Genomic DNA, 18,499 nt, shown 5'->3' with positions numbered 1-18,499 from the left:
CGATATTATCGCTGCAAGCTTGCCGTTTCATTTACTGAACATCGTCCGGTTTACCCGTCAATCTCTGCGTTTGCCGCGGCGGCGGGTGCCTCGACGAAGCCGGCGACGGCGCCCACGACTTCGCCCGCTTCGTCGCGCAGGGGCAGGGCGTTGATGACGACGTGCAGCCGCTCGTCGTCGGCAAAGCGCACCGTCAGCGGCTCGTCGCGCACTTCCTCGCCGGTGGCGGCGGCGCGCTGCAGCGGCAGCTGGTCGAGGGCCAGCAGCGTGCCGCCCGCATACACGGCGAAGGCGCGGTGGCCGGGCGCGTCGGCCGCGGGGTTCTCGCCGCGGCGCAGGCGCAGCAGGCGCTCGGCGGCGGGATTCGCCTTGATGCGCCGGCATTCGCGGTCGCTGGCGACGAACAGCGCGGCGGGCGCCGCCTTCATCAAACCTTCCAGCTCGTTCGTGCGGCGCTGTTCGCGCCGCTGGCTGTCCTTCAGGGCGCCGGCGAGGCGCTGCTGTTCGGTGATCTCCTCGACGACGACGGTCACGCCCAGCATGGCGCCGTTGCGGTCGACGACCGGGTAGATGCTTTCGCGCCATACGCGGCGTACATGCGCCTGGGCCGGCGTCGCGCCTTCGAACACGAAACCGAGGAGGGGCGCGCTGCGCGCCATGACCTGGCGGATGCGCACTTCGGCGGCGGGGGCGATGTCGGGAATGACGTCGTGGATCGATTTGCCGATGTGGTCCTCGGCCGGCAGGCCGTTGATCTCGGCGAGCAGGCGGTTGATGCGCACGTAGCGCAGGTCGAGGTCCAGCACGGCCAGTCCGACCGGCACGTGGGCGAACGCGGCTTCCAGGGTCAGGATGGCGCGGTGCGTGTCCAGGCTGTCGCGCCGGGCGTCGGCCAGACGCTGCTGCTGCCATCCCAGCAGGATGGCGATGACTGCCGCGAGCGGCATCAACATCAACAGGAGTTCTGCACTGACAACAGGCACGTCGGTCTCCGCAATACATCGATGGGTGTTTCACAAAATATCATTTCTTTTGCGAAATTCCTAATGTATGTACACCGATCGGCGACGCTGAACGAGGGAAGTGGAAATGCAAACCTTTCCATATGTGGCAACGCAACGTCACCCCTGAATTCTGTAACAGTAATTTTACGTATTTCAAAGATTTGCCCAATCAATAATAATCGGCTGCATCAAAAGAAAGAGGAGGCCTATGTCATTTCTGATCGTTCTCGCCGCGCTGGCGTTCCTGATGTTCGCCGCCTACCGCGGCTACAGCGTCATCCTGTTCGCCCCGATCGCCGCCCTGGGCGCGGTGCTGCTCACGGCGCCGGACGCCGTCGCACCCGTATTCACCGGCATCTTCATGGAAAAGATGGTCGGCTTCGTCAAGCTGTACTTCCCCGTGTTCATGCTGGGCGCCGTGTTCGGCAAGGTGATCGAGCTGTCCGGCTTTTCGGAATCGATCGTCAATGCCGCCATCCGCTACATCGGCCGCTCGCGCGCGAACGCGGTGATCGTGGCCGTGTGCGCGCTGCTGACCTATGGCGGCGTGTCGCTGTTCGTCGTCGTGTTCGCGGTGTACCCGTTCGCGGCCGAGCTCTACCGCCAGAGCAACATCCCGAAACGGCTGATGCCGGGCGCCATCGCGCTGGGCGCGTTCTCGTTCACGATGGATTCGCTGCCGGGTACGCCGCAAATCCAGAACATCATCCCGACGACGTTCTTCAAGACGACGTCGTGGGCCGCGCCCGTGCTGGGCACCGTCGGCTCGCTGTTCATCATCGTCGTGGGCCTGTCGTACCTGGAGTGGCGCCGCCGCGCGGCGCTGGCGCGCGGCGAGGGCTACGGCACGTCGCTCGTCAACGAGCCGGAACGCACGCCGGCGACGTCGCTGCCGCATCCGGCGCTGGCGATCCTGCCGCTGATCGTCGTGGGCGTGGCCAACTTCGTCCTCACGCGCATGATCCCGCAATGGTATGGCGATTCGTTCACGGTGCCGGCCGAGATCCTGCCGGGCGTGCACACGCCGGTGACGGCCACGATCAAGACCGTCGTCGCGATTTGGGCGGTGGAAGCGGCGCTGCTGCTGGGGATCGTCGTCGTGATCCTGACCGCGTTCCGGCGCGTGAGCGCCCGTTTCGCGGACGGCTCGAAAGCCGCTGTCGGCGGCGCGCTGCTGGCCGCGATGAACACGGCGTCAGAGTATGGCTTCGGCGGCGTGATCGCCGCGCTGCCGGGTTTTATCGTGGTCGGCGATGCGCTCAAAAGCATCCCGAATCCGCTCGTGAACGCGGCCGTGTCGGTCAGCTCCCTGGCCGGCATCACGGGGTCTGCATCGGGCGGCATGAGCATCGCGCTGGCCGCGATGTCGGACCTGTTCATCAAGGGCGCGCAGGCCGCGCAGATCCCGCTGGAAGTGCTGCACCGCGTGGTGTCGATGGCGAGCGGCGGCATGGACACGTTGCCGCACAACGGCGCCGTCATCACCCTGCTCGCGGTGACGGGGCTGACGCACAAGGAATCGTATCGCGAGATTTTCGCGGTGACCGTCATCAAGACGCTGGCGGTGTTTTTCGTGATCGCGTTTTATTACGTCACGGGACTTGTATGACTCGTCGTTCCCGCGAAAGCGGGAACCCATACTGAGCATCAGAATTCAGCTCAGCATGGATCCCCGCGTTCGCGGGGATGACGCTCAGCCGCGCTTGCGCTTGTACGCCGCCGCCATGCCCAGCAGCGCCGTCATCGCGAGCAATGCGGTCGACGGCTCCGGCACCTCGGCCGCCGCCACGGTCGCCGCGGTGATCGTGAACGTGTCGCCCGCGCGCAGGCCGTTCGTATCCAGCAGCCAGTCGGCAGCACCCGGCACGCCCAGCGCATTCCCGAACTGGAACTCGGCCCACTCCGGCGCGCTGAACACGACGTTCGCCGTGTGCGCGCCGGACGTCGTCGAGCCGACCGTGCCGAACGCCGGCGTCACGCTGCCTGCCGCGAAGAAGGCGATGCCGTTCAACGAAAAGCTGAAGTCATCGAGCGCGGTGCCGGCCAGGTTGCGCACGAGCGCGTTGAAGGCGAGGGGACCGGCCAGGTCGCCGGCTTCCAGCACGAAGCTGAACGTCGTCGGCGTGAACGTGGCGAGGTCGAGGTCGAACGAGGCCAGGCCCGCGCCGCTGTAATCCGTCACGGTATTCGATCCCGTGGTGCCGGTCAGGACCGCGGCCTGGGACAGTTGCGGCAGTGCCAGCGCGGCCGCCAGGGCGAATGCGCCCATCAGTTTGTTGTTCATGTCGGTTCCTTTCGATGGCGGATCAGAGCGGGCCCTTGGCCCACGGACCGGAGATCGCGAACGTGATGCCCGGCGTCTGGATGTTCACGAACAGGTAGCGGCCCGTCGGGTCGAAGCAGGCGCCCGCGAACTCGTTGCCGCGGTGGTCGCCCGCCAGCGCATCCAGCTTGCCGGCCACATTCAGTTGCGACGTCGTCAGCTGCACGTTGTTCTTGGCGAAGATGTAGGCGTCGCCGCCCTGCGTTATGCCCATCAGGCGCTGGCCGTAGCCGAAGGCGTCGGTCGTGGCCGTGGACGCGTCCTCGCAGATCAGGATGGCGTTGCGCGGGCTGACCGTGAGGTTGTCCCCCATATTGCCCACCGTCGTGTTCGGGCTCGAATAGATGCAGCGGAAGACCTGCGTGGCGAGGTCCAGTTCCCAGATCGCGCCGCGCGCCACGCTGCCGCCCGACGTGTCCATCACGTACATCTTGCCCTGCGCGTACCAGATGCCTTCGCCGCGGTTCATGCGCAGCGCTCCCTGCAGCCAGCCCTGCACGAACGGGCCGGCCGCGTTGTTGATCGTCGTTCCGGACGGCCCCGTCGCGTTGCCGCGGTTCTGGTCGGGATCCGCGACGGGCACCCATTCCAGCACGTACGCATCGCCCTTCAGCGCGCCCGCCACGTTGGCGTTCGGCGTGCCTTTGACTCGCGCCATCTGCAGCACGCCGCCGCGCGCCAGCGCGCCGTAGCCGCCATTTTTATCGTCCGGGATGTAGCGGTAGAAGCCCGACTTGCCCGACGAATCCTCCGTCATGTAGACGATGCTCGTGGCCGGATCGACGGCCGCCGCCTCGTGCGCGAAGCGGCCCATGCCGACGATCGGCTGGCCCGTCGTCTGCGTGGTGTCCGGCGACACTTCGAACACATAGCCGTGCTTCTTGCCCGATGCCGTGACGTTGTCGGAGCCGATCTCCTCGCACGACAGCCACGTGCCCCACGGCGTGATGCCGCCGGCGCAGTTGCCGTCCGTGCCGCCCAGGCTCGGGGTCACGCTGACCCAGGCGCCGTCGCGGAACAGCAGGTTCGTCGTGCCGCCGCCCAGCACCGTGCTGGCGCCGGCGCTGCTCGCGCCCGTGTCGTACGCGCCGAACGCGTTGATGAATTTGTTCGGGCTGACGGCATGCGCCTCGTGGTTGCGGATCAGGACGAGCTCCGTGCTGCGGCCCACCTTGCGCGCCAGGACCACGCCCATGCCGTCGTGCGCGGCGGGGCAGGGTTTACCGTCGGTCATGGTGTCGCCGGTCCAGCCGAAGCTCTTGTACGTGAACCCGGCCGGGAGCTGCAGCAGCGGCAGGCCGGTGGTCAGGTCGTTGACGGGGGCGATGGGGCCGTACGGGCTGTCGATCAGGGCGCTGGCGCCGCCCGCGGCCAGCGCTTCGCGCGCCTGCAGGGCGGCGAAGGCGCCGATGAACGGTAACGTGCCCATGCCCTTGAGCAGGTTGCGTCGCGACGGCGAGATGTCGTTGTGAGTCATGCTGAGCTTTCTCCATAGGGATGGATTGCACCGGCACTTCGCGGCCGGTTTGCGTGCCGGGATGGCACGTGCTCATGCATTAAAACAAACGAAAACTACCGTTCGATGACAGCAAAAAGACAATACTCAGACGGGCGTGACGACCCGCACCACCGTCTCGCCATAGTCGCGGAAGCCCATGCGCAGGTAGAAGTCGTGGGCGGCCTGGTTGGCGCTCATCACATGCAGGAACGGGATCTCTCCGCGCGCGAGCTGGCGCATGATGAGCTTTTGCATCAGGCGCTTGGCGTAGCCGCGGCCCTGGTGGCCGGGGTGCGTGCAGACCCCGCTGATCTCGCGATAGCGGCCCGCCGTCGTGCGTTCGCCGGCCATCGCGACGAGGCGGCCGTCCTCGAAGCAGCCGAAGTATTCGCCCATCTCGATCGTGCGCAGGCCGAACGGGCCGGGACGCGTCAGCCGGGCCAGCGCCAGTGCCTCTTCCGCGTGGGTGGGGCCCAGCGGCAGGGCGTCCGGCGCGGGATCGTCGGCCGGGCCCGGGCGGCCATCCCACGCGAGGCGGAACATCTTCGCATCGACCTCGATGCGCCAGCCGTCCGGCGCGGGACCGGACCAGACGTCGCAATAGAACTGCTCGCCGGGCGTACAGAACGGGCGCAGCGCGGCGAAATCGGGCCGCTCGGGATCGGGAAAGCCCACGATGGGCGACAACCCCGGCGCATAGCGGCGCGCCCGGTCGGTGCCGGTGGAAAGATGGCGGTGCGGGCCGTCGAGGCAGTTCCAGAAGATGTTGTCGAGCGGGTGGGTCATGGTCTTATCATGCAGGCAGCTTCAGGATCCAGTCCAGCAGCGGCCGGGCCGCGTCTTCCCAGTGCGGATCGAGCATCAGCGCATGCGCCAGCTGCGGCACGAGGTGCGGTTTCACGCCGTAGTAGGTCGCGGTGCCGCGCACGGCGTCGGGGCGGATGAAGCGGTCGTCGTCGCCGCCCAGCACGAACACGGGCGGCGCCTGCCAGGGCATCGGCGCGAACGGCCGCCAGCCCTGCAGTTCGATGCCCACGTGGCGCGATTCGCCCTGCACGCGGCGCGCGAAGCGGGCATAGTCGGCATCGGGCAGGTCGTCGGAAAAGAGGTGGCGGCGCATGACGTCCGGGTCGAGCGTCCGCGGTTCGGCGAAGGAGAGGCGCGCCAGCTGCTGGAACAGGTCGGGCGAGGACAGCATCATCTGCCACGCCGAATACGCGAGGCCCCACGGCGGCACGGACGCGAGCAGCGCGACGCCGGCCGCGTGCCCGCCGCTGCGGATCCAGTCCTGCACGACGGCGCCGCCGAGCGAGTGGCCGACGACGACCAGCGGCCCGTCGCCCAGCCGCGCGATGGTCGTGCGCAAGTCCTCGGTGTAGTCGGCCAGGCGCCAGTCGTTCAGCCGTTCGCGCCCGCCGCTGCCGCCATGGCCGCGCAGGCTGAGCGCATGCACTTCGAAGCCAGCGTCGGCGAACCAGGGCAGGACGTGTTCCTCCCACACCCAGGCGCCCACGCAGATGCCGTGCACCAGCAGCAGGCGCGGGCTGTCCGGACGGGGCGTTGCCGGGCGGCGGGTGATCAGTTCGAGTTCCATGCGGTCGTCGTGAGTCGCTCTCGACTGTATGGTAGCGCAAACGTCATTACCATGTAATACCGCCGTTCGCCTCATGCAGAGCGTCCTGGTCACCTCAGTATGGGTCCCCGCCTGCGCGGGGACGACGGTCACTTCAGTCGCCGAGCCTCAACGCCTTCGCGACGTCCTCCCACGCCACCAGCTTGAAGTTCTGCGGCCCGTCCGGCAGCCGCTTGTGGCCATCCTGCACGACGAGCAGGCCTTTGCCATACGGCCCGCCCAGGCGCGCGGACGTGACGTCCAGTCCATCCGTCTCGGACGTCCCGTCGATACCCCTGGCCGCGTCGATGCCGATCCGGAACGCGCCGCGCACCGTGAACGGCGCCGTGCCATCCAGCACGACATAGCTGTCGTTGCCCTGGCTCGACACGACGATCCAGCTGCCCGTCTTGCCGTGATAAACGCCCATGCCTTCGACGTCCGCATGCAGCAGGCCGCCCACCGGCAGCACGAGGCGCGGTGTCATCGGCTTCGCTGCGTCGGCATCCGCCACCCACAGGCCGCGCTTTTCCTCGCCCATGAACAGCAATCCGGTGCGTTCGTCCGCCACGCAACCCTCCGGCTGGCTCGCGAGGCGCCAGCTGCGCGCCAGCGTGGCGCCGAACCGGCCGTCCGTACGCGTGATGCGGTATTGCTGGAAGCGTCCGTCCTTGTCGTTGACGATGGCATCCAGCCCGCCTTGCCGTGTGCGATAGAGGCAGGCGCCGTAGATGTCGGACAGCGTCGTGGGCAGGCGCGCGGCTTCCTCGACGGTGCCGTTGCCGTCGATGGCGAACAGCACGATCGCGTTCTCGTCGCGCTGCGTGGCCATCGCGAGATCGACGCGGACGCCGGCGCCGAACGCGAGGTCCTGGCGTACGTCCACGTTGTTCAGGCGGCCCGCTTCCAGCAGCTGCGTCTGGCGGCCCGCGAGGTCGTACACGAGCAGGCCCTGTTTTTTGTTCGTGCCGAGGATGCGCGCGCCGTCCGGGTCCGCCGGGTGGATCCAGAGCGCGGGATCGTCGGCGGCGTCGCCGGCGCGCGCGACGGGCGCAGTCTGCGCGCGCGGCAGCACGACCGGCAGCGCCGCCGGCTTCGATGCCGACGCTTTCCATGCCAGGCCGGCATCCGTCCAGCCGGCGTCCGTGCGCGCGAGCAGGCGCGCGCCGGATGCCAGCGCGTGTGCATTCAAAGGCAGCGCAGCCTGTTCGCGCCACGTGTCGCCCGCGCGGCGCCATGCGTGCAGCGTGCCGCGCCCATCCAGCGCGGCCACGCCGCCGGGCAATACGGCGATGGCGCCCGCACCCTTGGCCAGCTTGCCGAACGGCGCCGCCAGTGCGACCGGCACGCGGGCGCCGGCGCTTTCCGGAGCGGCGTCGTAGGCCCACAGGCCCAGGCCACTTTCGGCTACGTACAGCGTCGCCTCCGTATCGTCCACGCGGCAGTGCTTCACGTGCGGCGGCAGCGCCATGTGGCGCACCAGGCGGGCCGGCTCGCCCAGCAGCCATTGCTGCGCCTGGCCATCCTTCGCGATCAGGAACGCGTGGTCGAGGTGCTGCGCGTCGCGGTACAGGCAGGCCGCTTCGATGCCGAAGCCGGTCTCGGGCAGCGGGGGCAGGGCGTGCAGGCCCTTCGCATCGATGCGGACGGGGACCGCGCGTTCGGCGTTCGCATCGACGACGAGCGCCAGGCCGTCGCGCACGTCGAACTGGCGGCCGCGCACGGCGACGCTGGCGCGTTCGTTACCGCTGCCATCGACGAGGCGCAGCGCGTGCTTGTCCAGCGCAAGCCAGCCGCCGCCGGGCAGCGCGGCCAGCTCGTTCGCACCGTGCAGCGCGGGCGGGATGACTTGCGCGTGGGCCGTCGTGGCGAGCAGGGCGGCGTACAGGAAGATTGCTTTCATCAGAACAGGCTCGCTTTCAGGCCGATCTTGTAGGTGCGGCCGTAGCGTTCGTACTGGACGTTGTGGCCCTTCACGCCCTGGTACACGTAATAGGTTTCGTTGTTCAGGTTCGCGGCGTCGAACGACAGCTGCCAGCGCTTGCCCAGTTGCCAGGCGAGCGAGAAGTCGACCTGCTTCTGCGCGTCGACGAGATGGTCCTGCATCGGGTCGCTCACGTCCCCGCCCAGCTCCAGCAGATACGGCGACTTGTAGTTGACGGCGATGCGCGTGGACAGCGGACCCGCCTCGTACCCCAGCATCACGTTCGCCATGCGCTGCGCCTGGCCCGGCATGCGGATGCCGCGACCGCCGATGTCGGCGCTGGACGACGTGAGCGTCGCGTTGGCGCCGACGAGCAGGCCGTTGAACGGCGCGGGCAGCATGCGCAACGGCTGCTGCCAGGCCAGTTCGAGGCCGCGCACGTCGGCGCCGTCGCCATTCGCATACGACGTGGCGGTCGTATAGCCCACCCACCGGCCCGTGCCCGCGAGGTTGGCGGCATACGTGAAATTGCGGATGTCCTTGTAGAACGCATAGGCCGATACGACGCCGCCGCTGCCCAGGATGCGCTCGATGCCGATGTCGAGATTGTGGGCCTTCAGCGGCGCGAGGTCCGGGTTGCCGATCGTCGCCTCGGTGGCGCTGGCCAGGCTGATGCCGGGCGCCAGCTGGCTGAAGTTGGCGCGCACGACGGCGTTCGTCCACGCGGCACGCACGCTCGTGGCGCGGTCGATGTCGTAGCGCAGCTGCACGCCGGGCAGCCAGTTGGTGTAATTGCGATCTGCGTGGCGCGGCGTGATCGTGCTGCCTGCCACCTCGTTGCCGTCGGCCGCGAAGCGCGTCCGTTCGGCGCGCACGCCGGCCAGGATCGTCCACGGACCGCGCATGAAGCTCGCCTGCACATAGCCGGCATCGATGTCTTCGCGCATGCCGTAGTCGTTCAGTGCCGATTCGGCGACCAGGCGCGCCGCGGCGCGATCGAGCCCCGCCACGCGGGCGCGAATCAATGCCGGGTCGAGCGCGGCGCCGATCGTGCCCAGCGCATAGTCTAGGGTGGCGCCGTTCGTGAACGCGGACATGGCCGTCGAACCGGGGCCCCAGTAATTGCCGCCCGTGGTCTTGCTGCTGTTGTAGGCCCACTGGTTCGTGTCGTTGTCCTTGTCGCGCCGGATCGCCTTGGCGCCGAACTTCACGACGCCGCGCCAGTCGCCCGCGTCGACGTCGCGCGCGAGGTCCACGCGCAGCTGGTGCGTGCGGTCGGACGAATAACGCTGCTGCAGCGTGATGGCGTTCAGCGCATAGCTGGCCGGATCGAACACGGCCGCGGGCGCGATCAGGTGCGGCTGCATGCCGTCCGTGAAGCCGATGCCGGCAAAGCTGGACGTGCCGCGGAAACGGCCGTCGTTCAGCGACTCGGGCGTGTCTTCGCTGGCGCGCGTGCCGGCCGCTTCCGCATGGATCTTCCACGCGTCGATGCGGTGATCGGCGGCGAGGCTGACGGAGCGGATCTCCTGCGTGTACTTGCGCTGGCGAATGCGGCGTTCCACGCGGGCCGTATCCGTCTGTCCCTCGGCCAGAGCGCCGCCCTTGACGTTGCCGACCGTGAGGCGGTCGCGCACCTCGTCGTCCGAAAAGCGCGACAGGAAGCTGCGCAGCGCGACGCTGGTGCCGGCATCGGGACGCCAGTCGACGTTCAGCGCGCCCGCGCGGCGCGTGCGCGCCGGCAGGTAGTCGCGCAATTCGAAGCCGGACAAACGGTTGCCGCTCCACGCGCCGCCCGTCTCCACGTTGTCCGAGCCGAACCTGCGCTTCTCTCCCGACAGGCCGGCCGCGATGCCGAGCGTGCCGCCCGCGAAGCGCTGCGCCCACAGCGCGTTGGCGGAGGGGCTGGTGCGGTGCGTGAGGTCGTCGTGGCTGGCGGCCGCGCCCATGCTGAGCAGGCGGCCCGGCAGGTCGAACGCGGACAGGGTCTTGACGTCGATGCTGCCGCCCAGCGCGTTCGCGTCCTGGTCGGGCGTGAGGGTCTTGGTGACGGCCAGTTCGCGGATCAGGCCTGCCGGCAGCACGTCCAGCGCGACGGCGCGGCGCGACGCTTCCGGCGACGGCACGGTCGCGCCGTTGATGGTGACGCTGTTGTAATCGGCATCCAGGCCGCGCACGACGACGTAGCGGCCTTCGCCCTGGTCGCGCTGCACGGCGACGCCCGGCAGGCGGGCCAGCGCCTCGGCGGCGTTCTTGTCCGGCAGGCCGCCGATGTCGTCGCTGCTGACGACGGAGACGATGTTGTCGGCCTTTTCCTGCGCCGCGATGGCGTGCGCGAGGCTGGCGCGCTGGCCGGTCACGACGACGGTGTCGGCCGCGTGCACGCCGCCGGCGGCCAGCAGGCCCGCGCCGAGCGCTGTCAAAGTCTTGGGAAGGTCGAGAGGTCGCATTGTTGTTCTGTCAGGACGTGGTTGGAATGCGGCGCATTCTCGGCACCGAATATGACGGGTCGGTGACGTCCGGCGCCGCGCCAGGCCTTAAGACCGCGGAATGAGCCGAATTGACCCGGCACGCCCGCGGGCAGACCGTCCACGGTGCTCGGGAAACGCGTGCGGCGTGAGCCGTTCGGACCCGTGCGCCTGTCATCAACCTGTCACACGCCCGCGCTACCTTCGGCCGTCATTTTTCGCAACCACGCCGCCATGCCTGCCTTCGTCCGTCCGCTCCTCGTCCTCGCCTGCGCATTGGCCGCATTCGCCGCGATGTACGCGTCCGCCGGCACGTATAAGCCGTTCGCGAGCTGGCACTGGATGGACATCGTCGACGAGGGCGGCACCGCGCTGATGGCGCTCGTGTGGTGCCTGCTCGTGCTGGCGAGCCGGCCGGACGGACGCGTGACGCGGCTGCTGGCCGGCGGCCTTGCGTGCATCACGCTCGGCTCGTGGGCCGACTGCCTGGACGAGTTCTGGCGCATCGACAAGGACGCGCTGTGGGACAACGCACTGGAAGGTCTCGTGCCGTTCGGGATGCTCGTGCTGACGGCGGGGCTGTACTACTGGCGCCGCGAACAGGCGCTGCTGACGGACCACCTGCGCAAGCGCGAGCGCCTGTTCCGCAGCCACCGGCCGTTCGACCGCGTCACGCAGCTGGCCGATGCCGGCTACCTGCGCGAGCAGCTGCGCCGCACGACAGGGACCGTGGTCCTGCTCGACATCGACGGCTTCCACCGCATCAACCGCGAGCACGGAAGGGCGGAAGGCGACCGGGTGCTGCAGGCCGTCGCGCACATGCTGCTGCTGAACCTGCGCAACGACGACCTGCTGTGCCGCTACGCGGGCGACCGCTTCGCCGTGCTGATGCCGGACCTCGGCGTGGACGCCGCCGCGGACGCCGCGCGCCACCTGTGCGCGATGGTCGGCGCCATGCGTCATCATGCGGGCGAACGCCGCGTGGCACTGAGCCTGCGCCACGACTGCGCGCCGGCCGACGGCGCGCCCGAGATCCTGCTGGCGGACCTGTGCCGCCGGATGGACGCGGCGTGATCGCCTGGTGCGCGGCGGCCGACCCGGCTATCCCGGGCTATCTGCAGCCGGCCCTCGTGCTCGAATACGGCCGCGCGGCCGATGCGGACGACGCCGTCCTGCTGCGCGACACGGGCCTGGCCGATCCGCTCGACCCGGCGACGCCGGTGTCGGCGAGCCAGCTCCTGCGCCTGCTCGCGAACACATTGCGCGCACTGGACAGCCCGGACACGTCGTTCATGCTGGGCCAGCAGCTGCTGCCGGGCCACGACGGCGCGGCCAGCCACGCGCTCGTGCAGGCGCCCACGTTGCGCGCGCTGCTCGAGACGCTGTGCCGCTGGCATGCGCGCCTCACGCCCCTGCTGCGTCCGCGCCTGGAGACGTGGGGCGACGTGGCGCTGCTGTACTGGGTGGACAGCCACGGCGCGCCGGGGCTGCGTCCCGCGCTGGTCGAGATGCACATGACGGCCGTCGTCGCGCTGTGCCGCTGGCTCGGCGGGGAAAGGCTGCCGTGGCGCTTCTGCTTCAACCGCGCGGCCCCGCGTCACGTCGAGCAGCACCACGTCCATCTGGGGAGCGCGCTGCGTTTCGACTGCCAGCTGGACGCCATGCTGATCGATGCGGCCTGGCTCGACCGCCCCTGGCCGCGCGGCAACGGCGTCGCGGCCGGCCTCGCGCAGGCGGCAGCCGCCGCGGAACCCGAACGGCCGCCTGGCCTGCTGGCCGCGCTGTACGACTACCTGCTGGAGCGGGTGTGCGCCGCGCCCACGCTGGAGCGCACGGCCCACGATTTCGGCGTCAGCCCGGCCACGCTGAAGCGCCAGCTGCTGCGCCATCACACGCATTTCCAGGCCGAGCTGGACCAGGTGCGCACGCACGTCGCGCTGTGGCTGTTCCAGGCCCGCCGGCTCGACAATGAAGCGGCCGCGGCCTACCTGGGCTTCCACGACGCCGCCAATTTCCGCCGTTCGTTCAAGCGCTGGACGGGCATCACGCCGGGACCGCTGCGGCTCGCGCTGGACGCGGCCCTGTGAGCATCATTGTTGGGCGAGGTTGAACGGACTTCGCCATTTCTCCACATTTATCGCATCGGCGCGAACGCCGACAATGCGTGCATCGGCGACATCCGTCGCCATTCACGACAAGGAGGCATCATGCCATTCGCAAATTTCAAATTCCCGGCAGGCGTCGTCGACGCGGCGCGCAAGGAAGAGATCATCCACCGCACGACCGCCATGTTCGTCGAGTATTTCGGCGAGCAGGCCCGGCCTTATTCGATGGTGCTGGTGGAAGAGGTCGCCGACGGCGGCTGGGGCAGGGCGGACGAGACGCTGACCCTGGCCAAGATGGGCCTGGCCAAGCCGTAGAGACGCAAGGTTACAACGGTCGGCCAACCAAATGATAGATATGTGGCGAGTGTATTGATATACTGAAACAATTCTTTGTGGAAAAGAATGTAACCAGCTTATCTATCGAGCGCGCGCCATGTATCGACATCAAAATGGAATTCACGCCCCGACTGCCGCACGGACCCGGGGCTTCACGCTGATCGAACTGATCGTCGTCATCGTCATCCTGGGCGTCCTGTCCGCGGTCGCGTTGCCGAAATTCGCCGACCTCGGGGGGGACAGCCGCAAGGCGTCGATCCACGCGCTGACCGGCTCCGTCAACACGGGCATCAAGCTGGTCAAGTCGCTGACCGCGATCCGCGGCGCCGGCACGCCGCTCGCCATCGCGAACCTGACGAACGTCGACATGGACGGCACCAACATCCGTGTCTGGAGCGGCTACCCCGACCGGTGGTGCGACGGCATCGGCTCGGTGGTGCAAGGCCTGACGGTGCCGGCCAACGGCTGTTACCTGTCCTCGGCGGCGGTCGAGGCCGACGGCTACACGTTCTATGGCTACGGCAACAACAAGATCCCGAACGGCGATGCCGGATGGCGCATCGAGAGCGCGCCGAATCCCACGCAATGTTCCGTGCAGTATTCCTATGACGGCACCGGCGTCCCCAACGTCAAGGCGAATACCGGCGGTTGTTGAGTCCGGGGAAACCCGGCACGGCTTGATTGCACCTGCAATGCATTAGCGCGCCACGGCGGTGTGCTTTTCGGTAGCATGGGGTGTCAATACGAGCGATACAGTGCCGATGGAGATCCCAACCCCTGCCGCCGTCTCCTGCGTGGACGACGTGCTCATCACGGAGGAACTGGCGCGGCGTCCGCGCCGGGCGCCGGACTACGCGGCCGAAAACCGGGCGATGGTTGCGCTCGCCCGGCAGCTGGCCGCCGATCCGCACGGTGTTCCGCAGAAACTCGCCGAACTGGTGCTCGAATTGTGCAATGCCGGTTCGGCCGGCATCAGCCTCCTCGAGGAACAGGACGGGGGCCGCTATTTCCGCTGGCACGCGGCGGCAGGGCTGTTCGCGGAGCATCTTGGCGGCACGATCGCTTTCGACGTCAGCCCGTGCGGCGTGGTAGTCGACCGCAATCAAACCATGCTCATGCGGTACGGCGAGCGCTGCTTCGCGGCAATGGCCGGCTTCGACCCGCCGATGATCGAAAACCTGCTCGTGCCGTGGACGGCCCAGGGCCGCGCGGTGGGCACGGTGTGGGTGATCAGCCATCGCCCCGACCGGGAATTCGATGCCGAGGATGCGCGCGTGCTGCGCAACCTGGCCGACTTCGCCGCCGCCGCCTACCAGACCATCGTCGCGCTCGAGGAAACGGCCGAGGGCCGGCGCGAACTGATGCAGGCGGCCGAGGAACGCACGCGCGTGCTGGCGGGGCACAACCGCATGCTCGAACACGGGATCGCGCAGCGCCGCCAGGCCGACGACGCACTGCGCGCCAGCGAGCAGCGCTACCGCGACCTGATCGGCGCGATCCCGGCCGGTGTCGTCGCCTGCGATGCGGCGGGAACGGTCGTGTTCCACAACGCCTGCGCCGACGCGCTGTGCGGCGGTCCGCCCGGCGAGGCGCCCGCGTGCTGGGGGCCGGAGGCGTGCGCGCACAACGGCCACCGGCTGGAAAACTTCACGGCGCCGCTGCGCGAGGTGCTGGCCGGGGGACATGCCGTCGTCGACCGCGACCTGGCAATCGAACGGCCGGACGGCAGCCGCATCGACGTCCTGCTCAACATCACGCCGCTGCGCGACCATGCGGGCCGTATCGCCGGCGCCGTCAACATCGTGCAGGACATCACGGCGCGCAAGCGCGTCGAGGACGAGCTGCGGGTGTCGGAACAGCGCTTCCGCACGCTGGCGAATACCGTGCCCGTGCTGATCTGGCAGAACGACGAAGCAGGCCGCAACGTGTTCGTCAACCAGTACTACCTCGATTTCACGGGCAAGGCATTCGAGGACGTGATGGGCATCGGCTGGCACGAACTGGTGCATCCGGACGACGCGCCCGCGTACATCGCCGACTACATGGATGCCGTGCGCACGCGCCGGCCCTGGCGCAACGTCGACCGCGTGCGCCGCCACGACGGCCAGTGGCGCTGGTTCGACAGTTACGCGCAGCCGCTGTTCGCGCCGGACGGCAGCTACGCGGGCCACGTCGGCGCTTCGCTCGACATCACGGACGCCGTGCTGGCCGAGCAGGCGTTGAAGGAGACGGACCGCCGCAAGGACGAATTCCTGGCCGTGCTGGCGCACGAGCTGCGCAACCCGCTCGCGCCGATCAGCAACGCGGTGCACCTGCTGCGCCATCCGGACGGCCGCCGCCGCGCCGACCGCCTCGTCGAGATGCTGGGCCGCCAGGTGCGCCAGATGATCAAGCTCGTCGACGACCTGCTCGAGATCTCGCGCATCACGCGCGACAAGATCGAGCTGCACCGGCAGCCGCTGCTGCTGGCCGACGTCGTGCACGGCGCCGTCGAGACGAGCCGGCCGCTGATCGACCAGCACCACCACCAGCTGGACGTGCGCCTGCCCGACGAAGCGCTGACGCTGAACGCGGACAGCGTGCGCCTCACGCAGGTGCTCGCGAACCTCCTGAACAACGCGGCCAAGTACACGGACCAGGGCGGCAGGATCGCGCTGGAGGCGCGGCGCGACGGCCTGGAAGTCGAGATCGCGGTGCGCGACAACGGCATCGGCATCCCGGCCGGCCACCTGCCCGCGGTGTTCGACATGTTCACGCAGGCGCACCGCGCGGCCGGGCGCGGGCAGGGCGGGCTCGGGATCGGCCTCGCGATGGTGCGCAGCCTCGTGCTGATGCATGGCGGGACCGTGGAGGCGAACAGTGCCGGGACGGGGCTGGGCAGCGAATTCATCGTGCGCCTGCCGCTGGCCGAACCGCCCGGCGCCGCCCACGACGGCGCCGCCGCGGGGGCGGGCGCGGCGCCGCTGGCGGGGCAGCGCATCCTCGTCGTGGACGACAACCAGGACGCCGCCGACACGCTCGCGATGCTGCTGGACGCGGACGGCGCCCAGGCGCGCGCCGTGTACGACGGCCCGTCCGCGCTGGCCGCGTTGCCGGTCCTGCGGCCGCACACGGTGCTGCTCGACCTGGGCATGCCGGACATGGACGGCCTCGACGTGGCGCGCCGCATCCGCGCCGATCCCGCCTGGTCCGGCGTGCGCATCGTCGCGCTGACGGGGTGGGGACAGGAGAGCGACCGCGAGCGCACGCGCGGGGCCGGGTTCGATTTTCACCTCACCAAGCCGGTCGACCTGAATGTGCTGCGCGCGTGGCTGGGCGCGGGCCGTGCGTAGGGTGGACGGCTAGCCGTCCGCACCACGCCGAAAGGCCTTCCGGTACGCCGCCGGCGACGTCTGCAGCGCGGCGCGGAAGAGCTGGCGCAGCGACAGCGCGGAGCCGAAGCCGGCCTCCTGCGCCACGACCTCGACGGCCGCATCGGATGTCTCCAGCATCCAGCGCGCGTGCGCCAGCCGCTGGGCCAGCAGCCATTGCTTGAACGACGTGCCCGTCGCCTGGCGGAAGTGGCGCGTGAAGTTACGCCGGCTCATGGCGGCGCGCTGGGCCAGGTCGTCGATGCCGTGTTCCTCGCCGAGGTGGCGCGTCACCCACTCCAGCACCGCGGACAGGCGGCCGTCGCTGGGCGACACGGGCAGCGGCCGTTCGATGAACTGGGCCTGGCCCCCTTGCCGGTGCGGCGCCACGACGAGCATGCGCGCCACGTGGTTCGCCGCGTCCGCACCGCACAGCCGGCGCATCAGGTGCAGGCAGCAGTCGATGCCCGCCGCCACGCCCGCCGACGTCAGCACGTCGCCATCGTCCACGTACAGCACGTCCGGATCGACTTTCACGCGCGGGTGGCGCCGCGCCAGCTCGGCGGCGAGGGCCCAGTGCGTGGCGACCGTGCGGCCGTCCAGCAGGCCCGCCTCGGCCACCGGGAACGCGCCGAGGCACAGCGCGACGATGCAGGCGCCGCGCGCATGCGCCGCACGCAGCGCGTCCAGCAGCGCGGGCGGCGCGGGGCGGCAGTCGTCGTACCAGGCGGGCATGACGACGATGTCGGCATCCCGCAGCGCTTCCAGGCCGTGGCCCGGCACGATGCCGAAGCCGGCGCTCGTGGCCAGCGGCGCATCCGTGCCGGCGCCGCACACCGTCAGCGCGAAGTGCGATCTCGCATCCGCGCCGGGACGGCCGCTGAACACGAGGCAGGGCACGGACAGGTGGAAGGGCGTCATGCCGTCGAAGGCAATGACGGCGACACGCCAGGTGGAGGGTTCGGTTCGGGGCATGGCCCGATTATATCGAAGGTTGTCCTCCGGGCCACTGTCGGGCAACCGTCCGCACCGCGAGAATGGCGTCACACACACCAAGGAGAGACACCATGCAAGTGACCCAGATCCGCAACGCCACCCTGCTCATCGAATACGCCGGCAAGACCTTCCTTGTCGATCCGCTGCTGGCCGACAAGGGCGCCTACCCGGGCTTTGCCGGCACGGCCAACAGCCACCTGGCGAATCCGCTCGTCGACCTGCCCGTGCCGTTGGCGACGCTGTTCGATGTGGACGCCGTGCTCGTCACGCACCTGCACGCCGACCACTGGGACGACGCCGCGCGGCGCGAACTGCCGCGCGCATTGACCGTGTTCGCGCAGAACGACGCCGATGCGCAAGCCATCCGCACCGACGGCTTCACGGATGTGCGCACGCTGTCGGCGCAAGGCGACACGCCGTTCGACGGCATCCGCATCGCCCAGACGCGCGGCCAGCACGGCAGCGACACCGTCATGGCCGCCATCGGCGCGCGCATGGGCGAAGTGAGCGGCCTCGTGCTGCGCCATCCGGACGAGCCCACGCTGTACATCGCCGGCGACACCGTGTGGAACGTGCACGTGGCGGCGGCGCTGGAGACGTACGACCCGGACGTCGTCGTGCTGAACTGCGGCGACGCGCAGGTGCCGGGCCTGGGGCCGATCATCATGGACCTGGACGACGTGGCCAGCGTGGTGGAGGCGGCGCCGCGGGCGGCCATCGTCGCGAGCCACCTGGAGGCCGTGAATCACTGCATGCTGTCGCGGGCCGCGCTGCGGGCGTGGGTGGAGACGCACGGCCTGATGGCGCGGGTGCGGGTGCCCGACGATGGCGAAGCGTGCGTATTTCACCAAGCCGCCGCGGGTTCGCGGTAGGATGGCGGAGG

The 18,499-nt window shown here is 69.3% G+C and carries 15 protein-coding genes; 7 read left to right on the top strand and 8 right to left on the bottom strand.

Annotated elements, in window-relative coordinates; translation table 11 throughout:
• Positions 1-50: 50 nt before the first annotated feature.
• Positions 51-983 carry a PAS domain-containing protein gene (locus ACEN9H_RS23265; RefSeq protein WP_413672243.1) on the bottom strand — a complete coding sequence of 311 codons (933 nt, stop codon included), beginning with the start codon at positions 981-983 and terminating at the stop codon, positions 51-53.
• 229 nt (positions 984-1,212) lie between these two features.
• Between ACEN9H_RS23265 and ACEN9H_RS23260 the strand changes: the two genes are divergently transcribed.
• On the top strand, positions 1,213-2,613 hold the full coding sequence (locus ACEN9H_RS23260) for a GntP family permease (RefSeq protein ID WP_056126260.1): 1,401 nt from the start codon (positions 1,213-1,215) through the stop codon (positions 2,611-2,613).
• Positions 2,614-2,697: 84 nt separating this feature from the next.
• Here the strand turns inward: ACEN9H_RS23260 and ACEN9H_RS23255 are convergent, their stop codons facing one another.
• From ACEN9H_RS23255 to ACEN9H_RS23230, 6 genes are all read right to left on the bottom strand, one after another.
• A complete protein-coding gene (locus ACEN9H_RS23255) occupies positions 2,698-3,288 on the bottom strand; it encodes a PEP-CTERM sorting domain-containing protein (RefSeq protein ID WP_413672242.1) in 591 nt (196 codons plus the stop codon).
• 22 nt (positions 3,289-3,310) lie between these two features.
• On the bottom strand, positions 3,311-4,804 hold the full coding sequence (locus ACEN9H_RS23250; RefSeq protein WP_413672241.1) for a PhoX family protein: 1,494 nt from the start codon (positions 4,802-4,804) through the stop codon (positions 3,311-3,313).
• Between the two features lie 126 nt (positions 4,805-4,930).
• Positions 4,931-5,611: a GNAT family N-acetyltransferase gene (locus tag ACEN9H_RS23245; RefSeq protein WP_413672240.1), complete on the bottom strand. Its 681-nt coding sequence runs from the start codon at positions 5,609-5,611 to the stop codon at positions 4,931-4,933.
• A gap of 7 nt (positions 5,612-5,618) precedes the next feature.
• Positions 5,619-6,419, bottom strand: a complete 801-nt coding sequence (locus ACEN9H_RS23240) for an alpha/beta hydrolase (protein ID WP_413672239.1) — start codon at positions 6,417-6,419, stop codon at positions 5,619-5,621.
• A 133-nt stretch (positions 6,420-6,552) separates the two neighbouring features.
• On the bottom strand, positions 6,553-8,340 hold the full coding sequence (locus tag ACEN9H_RS23235; protein WP_413672238.1) for a phytase: 1,788 nt from the start codon (positions 8,338-8,340) through the stop codon (positions 6,553-6,555).
• Positions 8,340-10,811 (bottom strand): TonB-dependent receptor, encoded by a 2,472-nt coding sequence (locus tag ACEN9H_RS23230; RefSeq protein ID WP_413672237.1) that lies wholly within the window; start codon positions 10,809-10,811, stop codon positions 8,340-8,342. Before ACEN9H_RS23230 ends, ACEN9H_RS23235 begins: the two co-directional genes overlap by 1 nt.
• Positions 10,812-11,063: 252 nt before the next feature.
• On the opposite strand from ACEN9H_RS23230, the gene ACEN9H_RS23225 reads away from it, so the two are divergent.
• The 5 genes from ACEN9H_RS23225 to ACEN9H_RS23205 all read left to right on the top strand — a co-directional run bounded on the left by ACEN9H_RS23225 (position 11,064) and on the right by ACEN9H_RS23205 (position 16,602).
• On the top strand, positions 11,064-11,903 hold the full coding sequence (locus tag ACEN9H_RS23225; protein WP_413672236.1) for a GGDEF domain-containing protein: 840 nt from the start codon (positions 11,064-11,066) through the stop codon (positions 11,901-11,903).
• A complete protein-coding gene (locus ACEN9H_RS23220) occupies positions 11,879-12,916 on the top strand; it encodes an AraC family transcriptional regulator ligand-binding domain-containing protein (protein WP_413672235.1) in 1,038 nt (345 codons plus the stop codon). Before ACEN9H_RS23225 ends, ACEN9H_RS23220 begins: the two co-directional genes overlap by 25 nt.
• A 120-nt stretch (positions 12,917-13,036) precedes the next feature.
• Positions 13,037-13,249 (top strand): tautomerase family protein, encoded by a 213-nt coding sequence (locus tag ACEN9H_RS23215; protein ID WP_056126276.1) that lies wholly within the window; start codon positions 13,037-13,039, stop codon positions 13,247-13,249.
• A gap of 118 nt (positions 13,250-13,367) precedes the next feature.
• Entirely contained in the window at positions 13,368-13,925 is a 558-nt protein-coding gene (locus ACEN9H_RS23210; RefSeq protein WP_413672234.1) for a type II secretion system protein, read from the top strand.
• 106 nt (positions 13,926-14,031) lie between these two features.
• A complete protein-coding gene (locus ACEN9H_RS23205) occupies positions 14,032-16,602 on the top strand; it encodes a PAS domain S-box protein (RefSeq protein ID WP_413672233.1) in 2,571 nt (856 codons plus the stop codon).
• Positions 16,603-16,611: 9 nt separating this feature from the next.
• Here the strand turns inward: ACEN9H_RS23205 and ACEN9H_RS23200 are convergent, their stop codons facing one another.
• Entirely contained in the window at positions 16,612-17,595 is a 984-nt protein-coding gene (locus tag ACEN9H_RS23200; protein ID WP_413672232.1) for a GlxA family transcriptional regulator, read from the bottom strand.
• Positions 17,596-17,687: 92 nt separating this feature from the next.
• Between ACEN9H_RS23200 and ACEN9H_RS23195 the strand changes: the two genes are divergently transcribed.
• Entirely contained in the window at positions 17,688-18,488 is an 801-nt protein-coding gene (locus ACEN9H_RS23195) for an MBL fold metallo-hydrolase (RefSeq protein ID WP_413672231.1), read from the top strand.
• Positions 18,489-18,499: the final 11 nt, after the last annotated feature.

Origin of the sequence: Massilia cellulosiltytica, assembly GCF_047325105.1 — a bacterium.
Taxonomy (GTDB): domain Bacteria; phylum Pseudomonadota; class Gammaproteobacteria; order Burkholderiales; family Burkholderiaceae_D; genus Telluria; species Telluria orientalis.
Note: the sequence above shows the minus strand (reverse complement) of the source record. Positions and strands in the feature narration are given on the sequence as shown.

Coding starts and splice junctions, on each gene's coding strand:
- ACEN9H_RS23260 (WP_056126260.1), top strand. CDS start 1,213: ATGTCATTTCTGATCGTTCTCGCCGCGCTGGCGTTCCTGATGTTCGCC.
- ACEN9H_RS23255 (WP_413672242.1), bottom strand. CDS start 3,288: ATGAACAACAAACTGATGGGCGCATTCGCCCTGGCGGCCGCGCTGGCA.
- ACEN9H_RS23250 (WP_413672241.1), bottom strand. CDS start 4,804: ATGACTCACAACGACATCTCGCCGTCGCGACGCAACCTGCTCAAGGGC.
- ACEN9H_RS23245 (WP_413672240.1), bottom strand. CDS start 5,611: ATGACCCACCCGCTCGACAACATCTTCTGGAACTGCCTCGACGGCCCG.
- ACEN9H_RS23240 (WP_413672239.1), bottom strand. CDS start 6,419: ATGGAACTCGAACTGATCACCCGCCGCCCGGCAACGCCCCGTCCGGAC.
- ACEN9H_RS23235 (WP_413672238.1), bottom strand. CDS start 8,340: ATGAAAGCAATCTTCCTGTACGCCGCCCTGCTCGCCACGACGGCCCAC.
- ACEN9H_RS23230 (WP_413672237.1), bottom strand. CDS start 10,811: ATGCGACCTCTCGACCTTCCCAAGACTTTGACAGCGCTCGGCGCGGGC.
- ACEN9H_RS23225 (WP_413672236.1), top strand. CDS start 11,064: ATGCCTGCCTTCGTCCGTCCGCTCCTCGTCCTCGCCTGCGCATTGGCC.
- ACEN9H_RS23215 (WP_056126276.1), top strand. CDS start 13,037: ATGCCATTCGCAAATTTCAAATTCCCGGCAGGCGTCGTCGACGCGGCG.
- ACEN9H_RS23210 (WP_413672234.1), top strand. CDS start 13,368: ATGTATCGACATCAAAATGGAATTCACGCCCCGACTGCCGCACGGACC.
- ACEN9H_RS23205 (WP_413672233.1), top strand. CDS start 14,032: ATGGAGATCCCAACCCCTGCCGCCGTCTCCTGCGTGGACGACGTGCTC.
- ACEN9H_RS23200 (WP_413672232.1), bottom strand. CDS start 17,595: ATGCCCCGAACCGAACCCTCCACCTGGCGTGTCGCCGTCATTGCCTTC.
- ACEN9H_RS23195 (WP_413672231.1), top strand. CDS start 17,688: ATGCAAGTGACCCAGATCCGCAACGCCACCCTGCTCATCGAATACGCC.